Here is an 18136-nt window from a genome sequence, read left to right as displayed (position 1 = left end):
AGTCATGCGGCCAATTGAGCAGCACATCCTGCTGTTCGTCAAGCAGCGCCCGGATGCCGGACATCGTCTCGCCCTGTCTGTGCCACGCGTTGTTGACACCTCTGTGCTGTGGGCGCATACGATCGACGACAGATCGGCTCCGCCCCGCGCGGCAGCCCTTCCGGCCGCGTTGAGGGACGCGGCGAATGTGACGACGCCCCAGGCCCCGGCCGCACCGTACCGCGTGGCGCCCATGCCGTCGCGCTCCCCTGCGAGTGCCACCGGGTGGTCACCCACGCCAGCCATTCCCTCCCCCCGGAGCGCCTCCCGATGGTCACGCCTTCCGATGTCACACCAGCCCCTGCCACGAAGCCCTCACAGCGAGCCGGCGGCCCGCGCCCCGACCTGCCGCGCATCGTGCCGCGCCGGCACGTCGGACGCTGGGCGACCGCCGCCGCGGCACTGCTCGTCTTCGTGCTGGTGCTCAATTCCGTCGCCCGCAACGACGCCTTCCAATGGGGCGTGGTGGGCCGGTACTTCACCACCGCCGCCGTGCTCGACGGGCTGCTGCTCACGCTATGGCTGACCGGTGCGGTGATGGTGCTGGGCTTTCTGTTCGGCACGGTGCTTGCTGTGATGCGGCTGTCGGCCAACCCGGTGCTGCGCACGCTGGGCTGGGGCTACGTTTGGATCTTCCGCTCCACACCACTGCTGGTGCAGCTGCTGTTCTGGTTCAACATCGGCGCTCTGTACCCGACACTCGGCCTCGGCATCCCGTTCGGCCCGGAGTTCGTCACCGTCAAAACGGTCAACCTGCTCGGCCCCACCCTCACCGCCGTCATCGGGCTGACCCTGCACGAGACCGCCTACGCCGCCGAGGTGGTGCGCGGCGGCATCCTGTCCGTCGACTCCGGCCAGAACGAAGCCGCCCAGGCGCTCGGCCTGAGCAGACGCCGCACCCTGCACCGGATCGTCATCCCGCAAGCGATGCGCTCCATCGTGCCGACCGCCGGGAACATGCTGATCGGCACCCTCAAGGGCACCAGCATCGTCAGCGTGCTGGCCGTGCACGACCTGCTGTACTCGGTGCAGCTGATCTACAACCAGACCTACCAGGTCATCCCGCTGCTGATGGTCGCCACGCTCTGGTACATCGCGGTCACCAGCGTACTCAGCGCAGGTCAGTACTACGTCGAGCGGTACTACGCGCGCGGCGACTCCCGCGCGCTGCCGCCCACGCCACTGCAACGGCTGCGCGGTCAGCTCTCCGCCGTGCGCACCCGGCTGAGTGCGGCGACGGCCGCCGATGCCCGCCCCGCGGTCGGCGGTGATCGATGAGCGGCCTCCTCCACGGCCGTCCCGGTGACTTCAGCGCGGGGCCGTCCCGGTGTTCGCCGGTTCCCCCTCCGGGAGGTCGCACCGGGCAGGGGCATGTGTGCCGTCCGTGCCCCGCAGCGTCACCGGCACACTGCCGGCGGCGCTCTCCGCGTACGCCACCGTGCAGACGAGCTGCCCTTCGGCGCGTTCGGTGAGCCCGTCGAGAGGCGCTGCCAGGTCGAGTTGCACCCTGCCGCCGGATGCCGTGATGCCCACCCGGGTGCTCGGGTCGGGCAGCGACGGCTCGTTGCCCATCCCCGCGCGCCTCTCCGGCGGGGTCGGCCCGCTCAGCAGCGCGGCGACCGTCTCTTCGGTGGAGGGCGGGGCGATCTCCTCCGCGCTGTCGGGCCCTTGCCGTCCACCTTCGAATCCGCCGCCGGCGACGATGCGGGACGACGGCATCAGCAGACCGTCCGGGGAGAGGAAGAACAAGAGCATCCTGACCTCACGGGCGGGAAGCACGTCGACCGTAGCGCCACCGCCCGCCCCGATGACGTCCGTCTCCTGGATGCCGCACGCGGTGAGCGGGAGCAGCGCCGTGAGCGCGGCGGCCGCACGCAGGCGTGCCCTCATGCCGTGGCCCCCTTCGTGGCGCCGGACGCGTGACCCGTTCGCGCCGTCGCCGCCTCCGTGCCGGATCCCTGTGCACCGTCGTCCGTGCCGGACCGTTCGGTGCCGCTGGGCCCGCCGAGCGGGATCTCGACCGTGAAGACGGCGCCGCCTCCCGGTCCGTTCCCGGCGCGCACGGTGCCGCCGTGCAGCCGGACGTTCTCCTGTGTGATCGCGAGGCCGAGACCGCTGCCCGCCGACCGGGTACGGGCCGCGTCGGCCTTGTAGAAGCGGTCGAAGACATGGGGCAGCACGTCCGGCCGTATGCCCGGCCCGCTGTCGGCGATCTCGACGACCAGCAGGCCGGTCCCGTCGGCGGCCGTCTTGCTGCCCAGGCGCACGGTGACCGGTTCGCTCCCGTGCCGCAGGGCGTTGCCGACGAGGTTGGCGATGACGACGTCGAACCGGCGCGGGTCCAGACGGGCCCGGATTCCATCGGGCAGCTCGGTGCGCACGCGGTCCTTCCAGTGCCGGTGCAGGAGGGTCTTGCGGATCGTCTCCGCGGCGTCGACCTCGTCGGTGTTCAGCTCGGCCGCGCGGGCGTCGAAGCGCGAGATCTCCATCAGGTCCTCCACCAGCACCGCCAGCTTGCCGGTTTCCGCGCTGATCAGCCGTACGGCCCGCGCAGTGTCCGGGTCGAGGCCGTCCGCGTCCTCGTCGAGGACCTCGGTGACGGCGAGCATCCCGGCGAGCGGGGTGCGCAGTTCGTGCGAGACGTCGGAGGCGAACCGGCGGGCACGGGCCTCGGCATGCTGCAGTTCGTCGACCGACCTCTCCAGCTCCGCCGCCGACTCGTTGAACGTGCGGGCCAGATCGGCCAGTTCATCCCTACCGGAAACCTTGATCCGGGCGTCGAGGCGGCCGCTGCCCATGGAGCGGGCGGCCTTGCGCAGTTCGCGGACCGGACGCAGCACGCTGCGCGCGGCGATCAGCGCGGGCACGAGGGCGATGGCGAGACCGGGCAGGGCGCCGTCGCGGGCGGCGGTGACCAGGGCGCCGACACTGGCCTGCTCGTTGCTCATCCGCATCACGGCGAAGAGGACCAGCCCGGTGGGCATACTGCCGCTCGCGCCGGTCCTCGTCAGGACGGGTACCGCGATCGTGAGGTAAGGGACACCGTCCTTCACCACCCTTTCGAAGCTGCTGTGCGACGTCGTCAGGGCGGTGCGGCGCAGTTCGGGCGTGATGACGGAGGAGGTGGGGCTGGTGCCCGAGGAGACCCTCAGCGAGCCGTACTCGGCGAAGACGATCCACGGTTGCGGCTTCGCCTTGCTCGCGATGACGTACAGCAGTTCGCGCAGCACCTCCGGATCGACGGGCAACGAGGGCGCGAGCGTCCCCACCTGTTCGCGGAAGGAGGCGACCGCGGTGTCCTGGGCGCTGACGAGGACGGCGCTGCGCGCCTCGCGGTAGGTCAGGGCCGCGGTCGTCCCCGCGCTGACGGCGGCGACCAGCAGGAACGCCAGGACGAGTCGCGTGCGCAGCCCGAAGGGGGCGATCCGGCGCAGGCGGGTGCGGGCGGCGGTCACAGGGGTCCGAAACGGTAGCCGAAGCCCCGCAGGGTCTGTATGTAGCGAGGGCTGCCGGGGATGTCCTCGATCTTGTTACGCAGCCTGCGGACACAGGCGTCGACGAGGCGGGCGTCGCCGTGGTAGCTGTGCTCCCAGACGTGCTCGAGCAGTTGCTGCCGGCTGAACACCTGCTCCGGCGCCGCGGTCAGGTGGAGCAGCAGCTTCATCTCGGAAGGGGCCAGGGCGAGGCGTTCACCGGACTTGGCGACGGTGAGGCCGGCGCGGTCCACGGCGAGGTCTCCGTGGAACTCGACGGCGGGCCGGCCACTGCCCGGGACCTCCATCCTGCGCAGCACGGCCCGGATGCGGGCATCGATCACCTCGGTGCGGGCCGGCTTGACGATGTAGTCGTCGGCGCCGGCCTCGAGACCGATGACGACGTCGAAGTCGTCGCCGCGGGCAGTGAGCATGATGATGGGCAGCTGGCTGTCCTCCCGTACCCGTCGGCAGACCTGGACCCCGTTCATGCCGGGCAGCATCAGGTCCAGCAGGAGCAGGTCGGGCTGGAACTCACGGAGTGCGGCCAGGCCGGCCTCTCCGGTGGCGGCCGTGCGGACCTCGTGGCCGCGGCGGCGCAGTCCCAGCTCGACGCCCTCGCGCACGGAGGGGTCGTCTTCGATCAGGAGCACGCGGGGCATGTGCGGGGTATCCCTGGGGTCGGAAACGGGCGTTCGGGAAGGATCACGGTGTCGGAGGCCCTCACGGTTCCGGGAATCTCACGACCTGCGGCGGAGCCTGGCGGTCGCGCCGGTGACGAGGGCGTCGACCTCGGCGAGGCGCAGGGGACGGGCGAGCACGGCGAAGACGGCAACGATCACCAGTACGCCTGCTCCGGCGGCGACGGCCGGCCCGGCGGAAAGCGACCAGCGGGCGGCGCCGAGGCCGAGCAGGGTGGCGGGCGCGGCCGCGGCAAGCAGTCTGGCCTGGGAGGCGACGGTGGCGGAACGCCACGGCCGAGGACTGTGCCGACGGGCGGTCGGCGGGCCCGCGTCGGCGTTGCGGGGCGTCAGCCGGCGATGCAGCACCAGGGCGGTGACGGCCCAGCCGGCGAACAGCGCCAGTGAGTAGGCCCCCGCCATGCCGGTCACGGCCCAGCGCGCCGGCAGCAGTTGGTACGCCGTCCACGACAGGCCCGCGTTGAGGCCGGCGATCACCAGGTTCAGCAGGAAGGGGGTGCGCGTGTCGGACAGCGCGTAGAAGGAGCGGGACAGCACGTACTGGCCGGAAAAGGCGATCAGTCCGGGGGCGAAGGCCATCAGGACGCCCGCGAGCACGGCGACGTCCTCCGGGCCGGTCCTGCCGTGCTGGAAGACCAGCGCCGTCGCCGGGTGCGCCAGGGCGAACAGCGCGCACGAGGCGGGCACGATGACGGCTCCGCTCGTGCGCAGCGCGTACCCCGTGTCCCGGCGGACCGCCGCCGTGTCGCCGTCGGCCGCCGACCGGCTCATCCGCGGCATCAGAGCCGTCACCAGGGAGACCGTGACGATGCCGTGCGGCACCATCCACAGTGTGTAGGCGTTGTTGTAGGCGCTGAAGCCCGCTCCCTCGATGTGCTCGGCGGCGGCGCGGGCGCCGGCGGAGGTCGCGAGCCTGGTGGTGACCCAGTAGACGGCCTGGTTGCTGAGCACCAGCAGCACCAGCCAGCCCGCGGAGCGCAGCGGACGGGTCAGACCGCTGCCGCGCCAGTCGAACCGGGGCCGGTAGCGGAAACCGGCGGCCCGCAGCGACGGCAGCAGCGCGAGCGCCTGGGCGACGATGCCGGCCGTGGTGCCCCACCCGAGCAGTGCCCGCTCCCCCGCGGTGAGCGTCCCGCCCGCGCCGGTCGCCAGATAGAGGCCGAACACCGCTATGACCACGACGTTGTTCAGGGCCGGCGTCCACATCATCGCGCCGAAGCGGCCCCGCGCGTTGAGCACCTGCCCCAGCAGCGTGAACAGGCCGAGGAAGAAGATCTGGGGCAGGCAGTACCGGGCGAACGCGACCGTCGTCGCGTGCTGGTGCGGCGGGTAGTCCGAATAGAACCCGACGATCGCCGGCGCCGCCCACACCGCTGCCCCCGTCAGCACGAGCAGTGCCGGCACGCACACCGTCAGCAGCCGGTCGGTGTAGGCCGCACCCCCGTCCGCGTGGTCTTTGGCGGCCCTGACCAGTTCCGGCACGAAGACGGCGTTGAGCGCCCCGCCGAGCAGCAGGATGTAGACGATGGTCGGAACCGAGTTGCCCACCGCGTAGCCGTCGGCGACGATCCCGACGCCGAGCGCCGCGGCGACGACCGCGGACCGCAGGAACCCGGTGGCGCGGGAGACGACCGACCCGGCGGCCATGATGGCGCCGCTGCGCAGCGTGGACGCCGGCTCCCCTTTCGGCCCGGCCGCGGCGATCACGCTCATCGGCGCGCCATATAGGTCTGGAACGCGCGGTACAGCGCGTGGTTGGCCGTGCCGTCCATCGGTCTCTCCCACTCCCCCAGGGTCTCGACGACCTCGCCCCCGGTGCCGAGCTTCCAGCGCAGCAGCCCGTACGGACGGTCGCCGGGGTCGAGGGTGGAGGGTACCCCGCGCATGTCGTAGACGTCGGCGCCCAGGGCGTGGGCGTCGAGCAGCATGCGCCACTGCAGCAGGTTGGAGGGCCGGACCTCGCGGCGGTGGTCGGCGGAGGCGCCGGTCTGGTACCAGATCCGGCGGCCGACGCGGATCATGGTGTGGGCGGCGAGGATCTCACCGTCGTGGCGGGCCAGGTAGAGCTGCATGCGGCCCGGCTCCTCGGCGTTGAGGGCCGCGTACTGCCGCTCGTAGTACTGCAGGGACCGTCCGAGGCGGAACCCGTCGCGCTCCTCGGTGATGCGCAGCAGCCGGTAGAACTCCGGCAGGTCGGCCGCGCTGCCGACGACCACCTCGACGCCCGACCTCTGCGCCCGGCGGACGTTGCGCCGCCATTCCTGGTTGAGTCCGGACCACAGGTCGTCCTGCGTGCGTCCGGTGAGCGGTATGCGGAAGACGTGGCGCGGCTGCGCGTCTCCGTCGTCCTCGCCGCCGCACCGGTTCCAGCCGCGGGCCCGCAGCCGCTCGGCGACGGTGGTGCCCAGCGGGTCCACTTCGGTCGCGAGCACGTCGGCGAGCCTGCGGCCCGGTCCGGTCGCCGCCTTGAGGCGCGCCGCGCTCCAGCGGCGGTACACGGGCGAAGGGCCGATCCGTACGGCGAACACCCCCGAGGCGCGCAGATGTCTCAGCAGCGGGCCGAGCCAGCCGTCGATGCCCGGGTCGGCCCAGTCGGCGACCGGTCCCTCCGGCAGGTAGGCGAAGTACTTGCGGGTGCCCGGCAGTTGCCGCAGCAGGACGAGAGCGACCCCGGACAGCCGGCCGGCCTGCGGATCGGGCCCCCAGCCGACCGTCCGGGCCTGCCAGCCGTCCTTGACCTGCGCCCATGACGGGCACTGCAGGAACCCGGCGCCCAGGTGCGAGCCCGCGTCGGAGGAGAGAAACGAACGGTAGGTCTCGGCGGTGATGGGCCCCAGCGGCGTTTCCTGGCCGGGGGCGGCCGTCACGAGCATCGCTGACACGGTGTGAGCCTCTCTGTGGGAATGCAGAGGATGCTCACAGCGGTCCGTGACCGCTGTGAGCGGCCTGTGTGACCGGACCATGACCGTTGCTCTGCAGTCGCCGTCACATGGCCCGCATCACCGCTCACCTGCGTGTTCTCGGCCCTAGAGTCGCCGTATTCCACCCCGACCACCATGGACGGAGGCTCCGTTGAGCCAGATACGTGTGCACATCGCGGCGGTGGCGGTGCTGCTGGCGCCGCTCGCCGCCTGCTCCGCCGGCGCGGGACCGAGTGATGCGGCGGAGGACGCCGAGGGCGGCGGCGCCCGGGCCGCGAAGGACCGTCCCGCGACGGTGGCGGTGGCGCCGAAGGGCGACGGTGTACGGGCCGGCGGCACGGTGCGGGTCACCGCGGCCGGCGGCACGCTCACGTCGGTCAGGGTGACCGACGACGAGGGCCGTGAACTCGTCGGCAGGATGGCCGCCGACGGCACGAGGTGGGTCTCGAAGCGCAAGGCGGTCCCCGGCGCCTCGTACACGGTCACCGCCGTGACCACGACGAAGGCCGGCACGAAGAGCACCACCACGTCCGCGTTCACCACGGCCGAGGCCGACAAGGTCAACAAGGTGGACTGGCGCCCCGGCGCGAACACGACCGTCGGCATCGCCCAGCCGGTCTCCCTCGTCTTCGACAATCCGGTCACCGACAAGGCGGCTGTCGAACGGCAGTTGAAGCTCACCACCTCGAACGGCACCGAAGGCTCCTGGGCCTGGCTGGAGGACCACTCCGGCCGCGACCGGATCGATTGGCGCCCCAGGCAGTACTGGAAGCCCGGCACGAAGGTCACCCTCGAAGCCGAACTGAACGGCACCGACTCCGGCGACGGCGGCTGGTTCGTCCGTGACTACACCACCCGCTTCACCGTGGGGACGGGTCAGATCGTCAAGGTCGACCTCGACGGCAAGCAGCTCACCCTGGAGCGGGACGGAAAGGCGGTCCGCACGATCCCGGTCTCCGGCGGGACCCCCGGCGGCGACAAGCGCTCCTGGCGGGGCACGGCGGTGCTGATGTCCAAGGAGGGCACGATCAACATGAACTCCGAGACGGTCGGGCTCGGCGACGCCTACGACAAGATGGTCGACAAGTCGATGCGGCTGACCTGGTCCGGTATGTACGCGCACGCCGCGCCGTGGAACGACAGGTGGTTCGGCAAGGCCAACATGAGCTCCGGATGCATCGGCATGAGCGACGCGAACGCCGCCTGGTTCTACGACCAGGTCCGCCCGGGCGACCCGTTCGAGATCAAGGGCAAGGACACCAAGGGCGTCGTCGCACCGGGCAACGGCTTCGGCGCCTGGAACGTTCCGTGGGCCGAGTGGCGGGCGAAGAGCGCGCTCAGCTGACGGCCGCCCGGCCGGACGATTCGCCCGGCCGTCACCTCCCGGTCGGCACCCCGGCAGGGGCGCCGGCGGCCGTTCCCGGCCCTGGCCCGTCCGCAGCCGGTTCACCGTCGGCGCCGGCTGAACTCCTGCACCGTCCGCTTCCTGCTCGGCGTCCCCGCCTCCGAACATCGTGGCCGGCCGCCGCCCGTTCCCGGCTCGACCCCCTACGTCTGCCCTGACAGCCGACGCGGCGGCGTTTCCCGGAGGCGGACGCCGGCGTGGACGACCCCCGTCGCCGGCGCTCGACGCCCCGAGGACGCTGGGACCACCGATGGTGGACAGGCATTCCCGGCCCGGCCTGCCGAGCCCGCACCGCCTTTTGAATCCATGATGGAAATGATTACCATATGCGTCAACTCGGGGAGGTGGGCAGCCTTGCGCGAAACGTCGACCACACAGCTGCCGGCGCCGTTGCGCACGACACGCCAGCGGAAGGCCGTCATGAGCGCCCTGCATCAGCAGGCCGGCTTCACCTCCGCCCAGGAGTTGCACGAGGCGATGGAGGCCGACGGCATCACCATCGGTCTGACCACGGTGTACCGGACCCTGCATGCCCTGGACCGCTCCGGACAGGTCGACGTCGTACGCGAGAGGAGCGGAGAACGGCTCTACCGGCCGCGACCCGCCGACGGGCACCGCCACTACCTCGTCTGCCGCGACTGCGGCCTGAGCACGGAGGTGGAGGCGGACCCGGTCGAGCGATGGGCCGAGAAGGTGGCCGAGGTCATGGGTTTCGCCGAAGTCGAGCACACGCTCGAACTCAGTGGCGTGTGCGACCGGTGCCACTCGACCAGGAACACCGCACCGGCCCCCGGAGACCGGCGCGCCTGAGCCAACCCCGCCCCGACGGGCAGGCCGGTTCCCAGCCCGGCCGTCACCCGCCGCGGCGGCCGCCCGGAGCGCCGTACCTGTGCCTCTGCTCAGCGTGGTCTTCGCGGTCGTCCCGGCCGAGGGCGCGAGCGCGGTCGCCCTCGGCGGCTCCCTTCCCGTCGGCCCGCACGTCACGACGGTCTCGTTGACCGTCTCCGGATCGCCAGTCCGTCGGTGGCTACCGGGACCGGCGCCGCGCGGCACGCCGGACCTCCATGACGCTCGCGTGCCCCCTCCGCCAAGGCAGCACTGATCGCCCGCCGACGGAAGGGCCGGCCTACCCCTGCCCGAGGGCCCTTGTCGGCGTCCCGTGCTCAGGAGGGGGCGGTGAGCACGCGGTTGAGCGCGCTGTCGGGGCGGCCCGTCAGGTCCTCCCAGGTTCCCTCTTCCGTGACGCGGCCCTGCTCCAGGACGGCGATGCGGTCGGCACGGCGGATGGTGGCCGGCCGGTGGGCGATGACGATCGTGGTGCGGCCCTCCTCGCGCAGCGCGGCGGCGAGCTGGGCGTCGCCGGTGTTGTCCAGGTGGGCGGTGGACTCGTCGAGGACGAGGACACGCGGGCGGACCAGCAGCGCGCGCGCGAGGGCGATGCGGGCCCGCTGCCCTCCCGAGAGGGTTGCGCCGCGTTCCCCTACGAGGGTGTCCATCGCGGCGATCCGGTCGACGCCGCACCGGCGCGCTGTCGTGGCGAGCAGGTCGTCGTCCGCTTCGGGCGCGGCGAGCCGCAGGTTCTCGGCGAGCGTGCCGTGGAAGAGGGGGGTCTCCTGCCCCACGAGGACCACCGCCCGCCGCAGTTCGGGGTCGCTCACCTCCCGGATGTCCACGGGGTCGCCGTGGGCGGGCACCAGCTGGACCGCTCCCTGGGAGGGGTCCCAGAACCGGGCCAGCAGGTGGGCGCAGGTCGACTTGCCGGCTCCCGAGACACCGACCAGGGCGAGTGTCCGCCCCGCAGGGACGGTCAGGTCGACGCCGTCCAGCACGGGCTGTCCGCCGTAGTCGAACCGCACGCCGTGCAGCCGGACGCCCAACGGACCGGGTGGCAGGGAACGGGGCGCCGCGGGCGGCGGGGCGAGGGCGGGAGCCTTGACGGCCGCGCCGACGCGGGCCGCCGCGGCGCGCAGTGCCACCGCCTGGCTCAGGGCGCGGGCCGACTCCGCGACCGGACCGAGGACGGACAGGGCCAGGGCCATCGCCGCCGGGGCCCATGCACCGGGCAGCCGTCCGGAGGTCACGGACTGCGCCGCCGCGGTGACCACCCCGAGGACGGCGGCCACGATGAGCAGGTCGCGGACCGATGCGGCGATCGCCTCCCAGGTGGCCTCGGCGCGCTGGGCGTCGCCCACCTGCCGGCCCCGCTCCGCCAGCGTGCGGCGGCGTTCCGCGAGCCGGCCGAAGGCGAGCAGTTCGCGCAGTCCGTCGACGGTCTCCACCGTGTCGGCCGACAGCCTCGCCGCGGCCGTCCTGGTGCGGCCGCCGAGGGCCGCGCGCCCGCGCGCGTCGGCGAAGGGCGCCGCGACGAGCAGGGCCGCGACCGGGAGTACGGCCACCAGCAGCCACGGTTCCACCGCTGCGAGGACCAGGGAGCCGCCGGTGAAGATCGTCGCCGACGCCAGCAATTGGGCGGTGGTGTGGGCGTAGAAGAATTCCAGCGCTTCCACGTCGGCCATGGCGGTGGCGGCGAGGTCGCCGCTGCGCCGGCCCGCGATGCGGGCGGGCGCGCTGCGGGCGAGTCCGTCGAAGACGCGTACCCGCAGTACCGCCAGCACCCGGTAGGCCAGGTCGTGCGAGAGGTCCATCTCCCGCCAGGTCGTCACGGCGCGGGCGACGACCAGGGCGACGAGTGCGGTGACGGTGGCGGCCGAAGGGGCTCGCCCTCCGATGACGGCGGTACCCACGGTGTGCGCGGCCAGGGTCACCAGCGCGACGAGGGACCCCTGTTCGAGGAGGGCGGCGGCGCAGGTGCGTGCCGTCATGGCCCGGTGTGCGGCGAGGGCGGGGACGAGGGCCCGCAGTGCGCCTCGTGCGGGCACGTCCGCTTCGGCAGGGGCAGTGGTGGTGGCGGTGCTCATGCGGCGAGTTCTCCTCGGTGGGCGCGGCCGGCGTCGACGAGCCGCGCGTAGACGCCGCCGGCCGCGACCAGGCCGGCGTGCTCGCCGACGGCGTCCACCCGTCCTTCGTCGAGGACGACGATGCGGTCGGCGTGCCGGACGGCGGCCAGCCGGTGGGCGACCACCAGGACGGTCCGGCCGCTCGCGGCGTTCATCAGTTCCCGGAGGATGTCCGCTTCGCGGCGCTCGTCGACCGCGCTGGTGGCCTCGTCGAGGACCAGCACCGGCGCATCCGCGAGCAGGGCGCGCGCGAGGGCGAGACGCTGGCGCTGACCGCCCGAGAGGGTGGCGCCGCGCTCACCGAGGACGGTGGCGTAGCCGTCCGGGAGGGCGGCTATCTCGTCATGGACTCCGGCGACGCGCGCCGCCCGGGTCAGGTCGTCGTCCGTGGCGCCGGGCCGGGCCAGACGCAGGTTGTCGGCGATGCTGGCATGGAAGAGGTACGTCTCCTGCGAGACGACGGCGATGTTCTGCCGCAGCGAGTCGAGGGTGTACTCGGCCGTGGGGCGCCCGTCGAGCGTGATCCTGCCCTCCTGCGGGTCGTGGTGGCGCAGGAGCAGGGCCAGCAGTGTGGATTTGCCCGCGCCGGAAGGGCCGACGATCGCCGTCGTCCGTCCCGCCTGCGCGCTGAAGGAGACGCCGTCGAGGGCCGGCGCCCGTGTGCCGTCGTAGGTGAACCGGACGTTGTCGAAGCGCACTTCCGGCGGGTTGGTCCAATGGGCGGGGGCTTCGCCCGTGTCGGGGACGGCCGGCTCGGCGGTGCGCAGGGCCGCGAGGCCGTCCGCGGCCGACGCGCCCAGATATCCGGCGTGCCATTCGCGGGCCAGGTCGCGCACCGGCCGGAAGCACTCGGAGGCCAGCAGCAGCACCAGATAGGTGCCGGTCGCCGTGGTGGATCCGGTGACGGCCGACCAGCACGCCACGAGCGCGGCGGCGACGGTGCCGCCCTGGATGGCGAGGTCGGTGATGGCGGTGTCGACCAGGGACACCCTCAGTTTGGCGACGGTCGCCCGGTGCAGCGCGGCGGACCGTTCCTCCAGGCGTGCGCGGGTGCGCCCGACGGCGCCGGCGGCACGCAGGGCGGGCATGCCCTGGAGCGCCTCCAGGTAATCGGCGCCGAGCCCTTCGTAGGTGTCCCAGTGCTCCTTGCCGCGGGCGGCCAGGAGCCGGTCCCAGGCCCGCGGGCCGGCCAGGGCCAGCAGCAGGGCGGGGACGAGGCCGAGAAGTGCCCACGGTTCGACCACGGCCAGGGCGGCCAGTACCAGGGGCGGCACGGTGAGGGTGATCAGCAGCTGGGGCAGGTAGCGGGAGACGTAGGCGTCGACGCCCTCCACCCCGTCGACGAGGGTGGTGCGGACGGCTCCGGCCCTCGCGGTGGTCAGGTGGGCGGGCCCCAGCCGGCCCAGGTGGGCGAGGAGTTCGTCCCGCAGGGCCACCCTGACCCGGGCCCCGGCACGGGTGGCGGTGCGCCGCTGCCACAGGGCGAGCCCGGCGCGGACGACGACGACGGCGAGCACCGCGGCCAGCAGCCACGGAAGCCGGCCGGTGTCCCCGCGGGCCAGGTGGGCGAGCGCGAGGGCCAGCAGTGCGGCCTGCGCCAGGTGGGTCAGGGTCACGGCGCCCTGCAGGAAGGTGGACGCGAGCAGGGGGCGCCGGGCGGCCCTGGCGGCGCGGCGCAGCTCGGGGTGGACGATCATGTGGTGTTCTCCTCGTCGGCGTGGCGGGCGCCGAGGGCCAGTCCGTGGACGATCCAGTCCCGGCCCGGGGCGGCGCCGAGGGCGGCGCCGAGGTCCGCCTGCTGCCACGAGCCGACGGGTCGGGCAGCCAGCCCGTGGCGCAGGGCGGTGACATGGGCCAGGTGGACGGCGAAGCCGGCCCGCAGGTGGGCGCGGCGGATGTGCGCGGCGTCGGCGTCCGCGGGGCAGCCGTGGGCGAGCAGGACGGCGCCCGCGTCCGCGATCCACGCCTGGCCGGCGGCCCAGGCCGCGAGGGTCGGGCGGGCCTCCCCCGCCGCGTGCCGCCGCAGGGTCGTGCCGTCGGCGGACAGCGCCATCAAGGCGGGTCGCGGCGGGCCCACCGCGGCGCACCAGCGCAGGTCGCCGTCGCCCGGCCGTGCGGTGGTCGCGAGGACCTTCCGCGGCGCGCCGGCGACCGCCCGTTCCGCAGCGGTGAGGACCGCCAGCAGCGCGTCCTGGGAGGGCGTGCCCGGCAGAGGCGGTGGGGTACTGCGGCGTGCCAGCAGTTCGGCGGGGGTGGCCGGGCCGCCCGGCGGGTCCGGGACGCGGGCGCCGCCGTCCGGGTGCGCCCGGCCCCGCCCGCCCTCCTGGTGCGCCGGGCCGCCGCGCCCGCCGGGCGGCGGGACGTGCACGGCGGCCAGTGGGCTCTCGGCGAGACCGTCCAGCCGTACCTCGGGCGCGTCGGTGCCCAGCGCGCGGGCCGCGAGGAACAGGGCCGCGGCGGCGTGCCCGGTGTCCAGCAGCAGCAGTGGCCAGGCTCGGTGGCCGTAGTGGGAGACCGTGCGCCGTGCGGTGACGGAGAGTTCGGCGGTCACGCCGGGCGGTGTGCCCTCGGGTTGCCGGCCGAGGCGGTGGACGCGGTGGCGCAGCGGGTCGTAGCCGTAGTGGCCGGGCGGCAGGGAGCAGCCCGGGCCCACGTGCAGTTCGGCGTCCACCGGGTGCAGTGCACCGGCGGAGGACACGGGCCTGAGGCGTCCGGAGTCGTCCGCCGCGGACAGCGAGTAGCGCAGCAGGGCCCCCACGTCGAGGCCGGCCGGGCCGGCCGGCGGGAGGGGGCGGGGCGGTCCGGGCCAGGCCCTGACCGCTCCTCCGGCGGGTGTGTCGGGTCCGGGTGGCTCGGCAGAGCGTGCGCGAGCGAGGGCGGCGACGAGGTCCACCGGGCGGTCCTTGCGGAGGTCTTCCACGGGTGCGGCCCTCACATGTGCGGCGGAGGCGCCAGCGTGAAGTCCTCCGGCGCGCTCGGCGGGCTCGTGCGCCACCCCCGGGCGACGGCGGCGTCGGCGAGGCGCGGGCAGCCGAAGTAGCCGAAGGCGGCGGGGGCGTTGGGCAGCAGTCCGGAGACGAGCACCCGGGCGACGCGCAGGGGCGTCTCGGCCACGTCCTCCGTGGTGAGGTCGAAGGTCATGACCCGGTGGCCGCCCGCGTGCAGCGTGCTGTCCAGCCGCTGCCGGCTGCCGCGTTCGACCTCGTCGAGGGACACGGTCCCGAGCGCCGGCTCGGTGAACCGCCTGGCCTCGGCTGCCATCCTCTCGTCCAGCCACACCTGCACATGGGCGCCCAGGTCCCTCACGTGCTCGAACTGCTCGCCGCACGCGTCGAGATAGCGGCCGTCGGCCCGGTGGTCCAGGTACAGCCCGCGGGCGAGCAGCCCGGCCTCCACGGCCCGGAACACCCAGCCGTCAGGGTCGGTCAGGCCCTGGGTGAAGACCCAGGTGTGGACGGCTTCCAGGACGGCCTTGCGGGCGGCCTCGGCCGGGTCGTACTTGCAGGCGAACCCGGCCGCGTACAGACCGAGGCGCGGGTCGTGCACGAGCGCGGCCATGCAGGGGGCGAATTCCGAGTGCATCTCGACGATGTGGACGTCGAACGCGGAACCGGCGAGGTCGTCGGCGAGGCCGGGCACGCTCGCCGGGTCGATGCCGCGGGCCGGGCCGTCCAGATGCCACCACAGTTCCAGGGCGTCGCGTTCGACGATCTCCAGCAGGCCGCGTTCGACGGCGTCGTCGAAGCCCTGTCCGGTGGCGATCCCGGCGTAGTTGAGGTGGTGGGTGCGGGGCAGCTCGCGCAGTTCGCCCTGGCGCCAGTTGAGGTGGGTGAGCGCGACGGGCGCCCAGACGTCCGCCGTCCGTCCGCCGGGCAGCAGTTCGGTGCCGCGCGTCCACAGGGCCGGGGTGTCGGGGGTGAGGGGGCGGTAGGGGAACTTCTCCCGGGCGTACTGCCAGTCGGCGTACGCGGGCAGGTCCCTGGGGCCGTAGAGTCGCAGGCCCTTGTCGGCCAGTTCGGCGGCGGTGGCCCGCACGGGGGCGTCGGGGTGGCCGGGCGGCGGGACGCGGTTGCCGCAGTACCGTTCCACCCCCTCGGCTATCGCGGCGACACGGGCTTGGCCGGGGTCGCCGAAGGTGGTGCCGAGGGAGACCCGGTCGGCGGGCCACAGGCCGTGTCTGCGGGCGTCGGATATCTCGGCCGTGAGCGCGGTGTAGCGGGGCGGGGCGCCCGCGGGGTGCCCGACGGGCTCGACCTTGCGGACGATGCCGCAGACGGGGTCGACGAGTGCTTCCAGTGGCAGCGTCGTCATCTCAGGATCTCCTGCGCGGGGTCGACTGGGGTGGGGCGGGACGGGAGCACGGGCAGGCTCAGCACCACGCTGTCGGGATCGATCTCGCGCCGGGAGGCGTGCAGTCGGTCGGCCGTCACCGGGTCCTGTCCGGTGTGCGGGTTGCGGGCGTGGGCCGGGAAGTGGTGCCCGGCGATCTCCAGGCGCAGCCGGGTGCCGGCGCCCAGCCGACGTGCGATCCGGCCGAGGGCGACGGTGAACGCAACCTGGCGGCCTGCCGGTTCGTCGCGCCGGACGATTCCGACGGCGAGTCCGTCGGCGGCCCCTTCCGGTGTGAGGGCGACGAGCCGGGCGGCCCAGTCCGCGGACGGCGTGTGGGCCGTGGCCCGCAGGTGCACGCTCACAGGGCCGACCACGTCGAGCGGACGCGGGAGCGGCGGGGTGACGAGCAGGCAGCGGTCGGGCGGGCCGTCGGCGGGGACGGTCAGATCGTCGGAGCGGACGGGCCGGCCGGGATCGGCGGTGAACGCGGCCCCGAGCAGCAGCCGCGGCCGTCGGGTGCGCGGCTCGCCCTCCGTGCCGGCGGGCAGCCACAGATCGGCCCCGCCCAGCGCTTGTGCGCCACGGTGGCCGGGGGCCAGTTCGCCGGCCAGGGCGCGGCGGGTCCAGCGCACGTACAGCTCGCCCAGGTTCACCCGGTGGGCCGGGCCGGCGTCGGGGCCGGGTGTGGAAACGAGGCCGTGGCCCCAGGGGCCCAGCAGCAGCCGTGCCGAGGGTCCGCCCCAGGCGTGCCACAGTGCGACAGTGTCCTCGGTGAAGTGGTCGCGGTGGCCGCCCACCGCGAGCAGGGGCACGACGGCGTGCGCCGCCCGCGCGATCAGGCGTCCGCGGTCGCGGTGCCGCCACAGGCCCGCCCAGGAGGGCAGCGCGCGGCCCAGCCGTTCGGGGAGGCCGGTGAGCGGCAGGCAGGTGAGGAGGCCCGGGTCGGCCGTGAGGGCCTTGTCCAGCGCGCTCTCGTCCGAGTCCGGCCGGTCGCCGTGGGCGGCCCACCATCCGGCGCGGGACAGCAGCCGCTCCACGCCGGACGCCTCGCGCGCCGTCTCCGCGGGCCCCAGGGCGGGTACGGCCGCGAGAACGGCGTCGGGCCGGGCGTCCTCGGACGCGTCGAGGGCGAGGACGAGGGCGCAGTGCGCCGCGTAGGAGGCGCCGACGGCCACCAGCCGGCCGTCGCTCCACGGCTGCCGGCGGATCCAGCGGACGGCCGCCGAGCCGTCGGCGGCTTCGTTGGCGTAGGGGCGCCACTGCCCCGGTGACGCGAACCGGCCGCGCACGTCCTGGACGACGGCGGCGAATCCGCGGCGGGCCCAGGCGTGCGCCTCGGCCCGGTGCCGGGTCCTGTCGTAGGGGGTGCGCACCAGGACGGCCGGGAAGGGGCCGTCGCCGGCCGGAAGGAACACGTCGGTGGCGAGTTCCTCCACGGTCGTGTCGAACGCTGTCATCCGTCCTTCTCCGGCATCGCTGCGACGTCGGGCACCGGGAGGACGGGGTGCTCGGTGACCGTCAGCGTGCGCAGGTCCACGCGGCGGAGCCGGCGGCGGGCCGGGAGGCCGGCCGGGTCCGGGGCGCCGGTGGCCCACCGGCCGAGATCGTCGGCGAGCAGCGCCGCGAGCAGCGTGGCGGCGGGCAGGGCGAGCCGGACCGGCGCGCCGGAGGTACGAGGTCCGCGCCAGTACGCGGCCAGTTCGCGGTGGGCGGGCGTGGCGGCGAGCCGGCGGGACCGGATGTGTGCCGAGGTGACGTCTCCGGGAGCGGCGGCCACCGGCTCGACGTACGCCTGCCAGCCCTCGCGGTGGCAGCGCAGCCACGCGACGCCGTGGTCGGGCAGGGTGTCGGCGGCGTCCCACAACCGGTACGGCACGGGGCCGTCGAGGCACCACACGACCGCGCAGGGGTTTCCGTCGAGCAGGTCCTCGACGGGAACCGGTGCTCGGCCCGGGGCGGTGACGGCCTCGGTGGTGAGAGGCCGGGCGCCCAGGGCGGTCAGCTGCGCGGCGAGCGGTTCGGTCAGTACCGGGTCGCCGAGGACGCGGATGGTGCGGCGGGCGGCGGGCCACCGCGAGTCCTGCGGTTCTCGCGCCAGATAGCCCGCCTCCTCGAACGCCCGCACCACACGGTCGAGTTCCTCGTCCGACGAGCCCGTTGTCGCGCCGGTGAGCCGGGAGAGCAGGGCGTCCTCGTCGACGCCTGCTGTCCTGACGCTGAGGAACTCTCCTTCCTGGGTCCGGACGGCGAGCCCCCGCCCGGGCGCGGCGACGACCTCGACACCGGGGACGAGTCGGCTGCGGGACAC

14 protein-coding genes are annotated in these 18136 nt (G+C 74.1%); 3 read left to right on the top strand and 11 right to left on the bottom strand.

The features are described from left to right. Nucleotides 1-309: 309 nt before the first annotated feature. Complete coding sequence (locus ACZ6KF_RS12015; RefSeq protein WP_469174764.1) at nucleotides 310-1317, top strand: amino acid ABC transporter permease; 1008 nt, start codon at nucleotides 310-312, stop codon at nucleotides 1315-1317. Between the two features lie 30 nt (nucleotides 1318-1347). On the opposite strand, the gene ACZ6KF_RS12010 is transcribed toward ACZ6KF_RS12015, so the two are convergent. From ACZ6KF_RS12010 to ACZ6KF_RS11990, 5 genes are all read right to left on the bottom strand, one after another. After that, complete coding sequence (locus ACZ6KF_RS12010; protein WP_469238377.1) at nucleotides 1348-1929, bottom strand: hypothetical protein; 582 nt, start codon at nucleotides 1927-1929, stop codon at nucleotides 1348-1350. Then, nucleotides 1926-3494 carry an ATP-binding protein gene (locus ACZ6KF_RS12005; RefSeq protein WP_469238374.1) on the bottom strand — a complete coding sequence of 523 codons (1569 nt, stop codon included), beginning with the start codon at nucleotides 3492-3494 and terminating at the stop codon, nucleotides 1926-1928. The genes ACZ6KF_RS12010 and ACZ6KF_RS12005 overlap by 4 nt, the downstream gene beginning before the upstream one ends. Then, on the bottom strand, nucleotides 3491-4174 hold the full coding sequence (locus ACZ6KF_RS12000; RefSeq protein ID WP_469238372.1) for a response regulator: 684 nt from the start codon (nucleotides 4172-4174) through the stop codon (nucleotides 3491-3493). The genes ACZ6KF_RS12005 and ACZ6KF_RS12000 overlap by 4 nt, the downstream gene beginning before the upstream one ends. Before the next feature lie 78 nt (nucleotides 4175-4252). Then, complete coding sequence (murJ, locus tag ACZ6KF_RS11995) at nucleotides 4253-5926, bottom strand: murein biosynthesis integral membrane protein MurJ (RefSeq protein ID WP_469238370.1); 1674 nt, start codon at nucleotides 5924-5926, stop codon at nucleotides 4253-4255. Beyond that, the gene (locus ACZ6KF_RS11990; protein ID WP_469238434.1) at nucleotides 5923-7086 is read right to left on the bottom strand and encodes a lipid II:glycine glycyltransferase FemX; all 1164 of its coding nucleotides are present in this window, start codon (nucleotides 7084-7086) and stop codon (nucleotides 5923-5925) included. The genes murJ and ACZ6KF_RS11990 overlap by 4 nt, the downstream gene beginning before the upstream one ends. A gap of 199 nt (nucleotides 7087-7285) precedes the next feature. Between ACZ6KF_RS11990 and ACZ6KF_RS11985 the strand changes: the two genes are divergently transcribed. Both ACZ6KF_RS11985 and ACZ6KF_RS11980 read left to right on the top strand, forming a co-directional pair. Next, nucleotides 7286-8479, top strand: coding sequence for a L,D-transpeptidase (locus ACZ6KF_RS11985; protein ID WP_469157663.1), 1194 nt, complete (start codon nucleotides 7286-7288; stop codon nucleotides 8477-8479). Between the two features lie 366 nt (nucleotides 8480-8845). Next, on the top strand, nucleotides 8846-9349 hold the full coding sequence (locus ACZ6KF_RS11980) for a Fur family transcriptional regulator (RefSeq protein WP_469238368.1): 504 nt from the start codon (nucleotides 8846-8848) through the stop codon (nucleotides 9347-9349). A 353-nt stretch (nucleotides 9350-9702) separates the two neighbouring features. On the opposite strand, the gene ACZ6KF_RS11975 is transcribed toward ACZ6KF_RS11980, so the two are convergent. From ACZ6KF_RS11975 to ACZ6KF_RS11950, 6 genes are read right to left on the bottom strand one after another with little or no spacing between them, the layout of a single operon-like run. Further along, nucleotides 9703-11457 carry an ABC transporter ATP-binding protein gene (locus tag ACZ6KF_RS11975; protein WP_356628079.1) on the bottom strand — a complete coding sequence of 585 codons (1755 nt, stop codon included), beginning with the start codon at nucleotides 11455-11457 and terminating at the stop codon, nucleotides 9703-9705. Beyond that, nucleotides 11454-13193 carry an ABC transporter ATP-binding protein/permease gene (locus ACZ6KF_RS11970; RefSeq protein WP_469174775.1) on the bottom strand — a complete coding sequence of 580 codons (1740 nt, stop codon included), beginning with the start codon at nucleotides 13191-13193 and terminating at the stop codon, nucleotides 11454-11456. Before ACZ6KF_RS11970 ends, ACZ6KF_RS11975 begins: the two co-directional genes overlap by 4 nt. Next, nucleotides 13190-14416 (bottom strand): nitroreductase family protein, encoded by a 1227-nt coding sequence (locus tag ACZ6KF_RS11965; protein ID WP_469238365.1) that lies wholly within the window; start codon nucleotides 14414-14416, stop codon nucleotides 13190-13192. The genes ACZ6KF_RS11970 and ACZ6KF_RS11965 overlap by 4 nt, the downstream gene beginning before the upstream one ends. Nucleotides 14417-14427: 11 nt before the next feature. Further along, entirely contained in the window at nucleotides 14428-15807 is a 1380-nt protein-coding gene (locus ACZ6KF_RS11960) for a YcaO-like family protein (protein ID WP_469238363.1), read from the bottom strand. After that, entirely contained in the window at nucleotides 15804-17285 is a 1482-nt protein-coding gene (locus tag ACZ6KF_RS11955; RefSeq protein ID WP_469238361.1) for a CocE/NonD family hydrolase, read from the bottom strand. Before ACZ6KF_RS11955 ends, ACZ6KF_RS11960 begins: the two co-directional genes overlap by 4 nt. Beyond that, nucleotides 17282-18136, bottom strand: coding sequence for a hypothetical protein (locus ACZ6KF_RS11950; RefSeq protein WP_469238359.1), 855 nt, complete (start codon nucleotides 18134-18136; stop codon nucleotides 17282-17284). The genes ACZ6KF_RS11955 and ACZ6KF_RS11950 overlap by 4 nt, the downstream gene beginning before the upstream one ends.

It is taken from the genome of Streptomyces sp. NPDC046379 (assembly GCF_055587785.1).
Note: the sequence above shows the minus strand (reverse complement) of the source record. Positions and strands in the feature narration are given on the sequence as shown.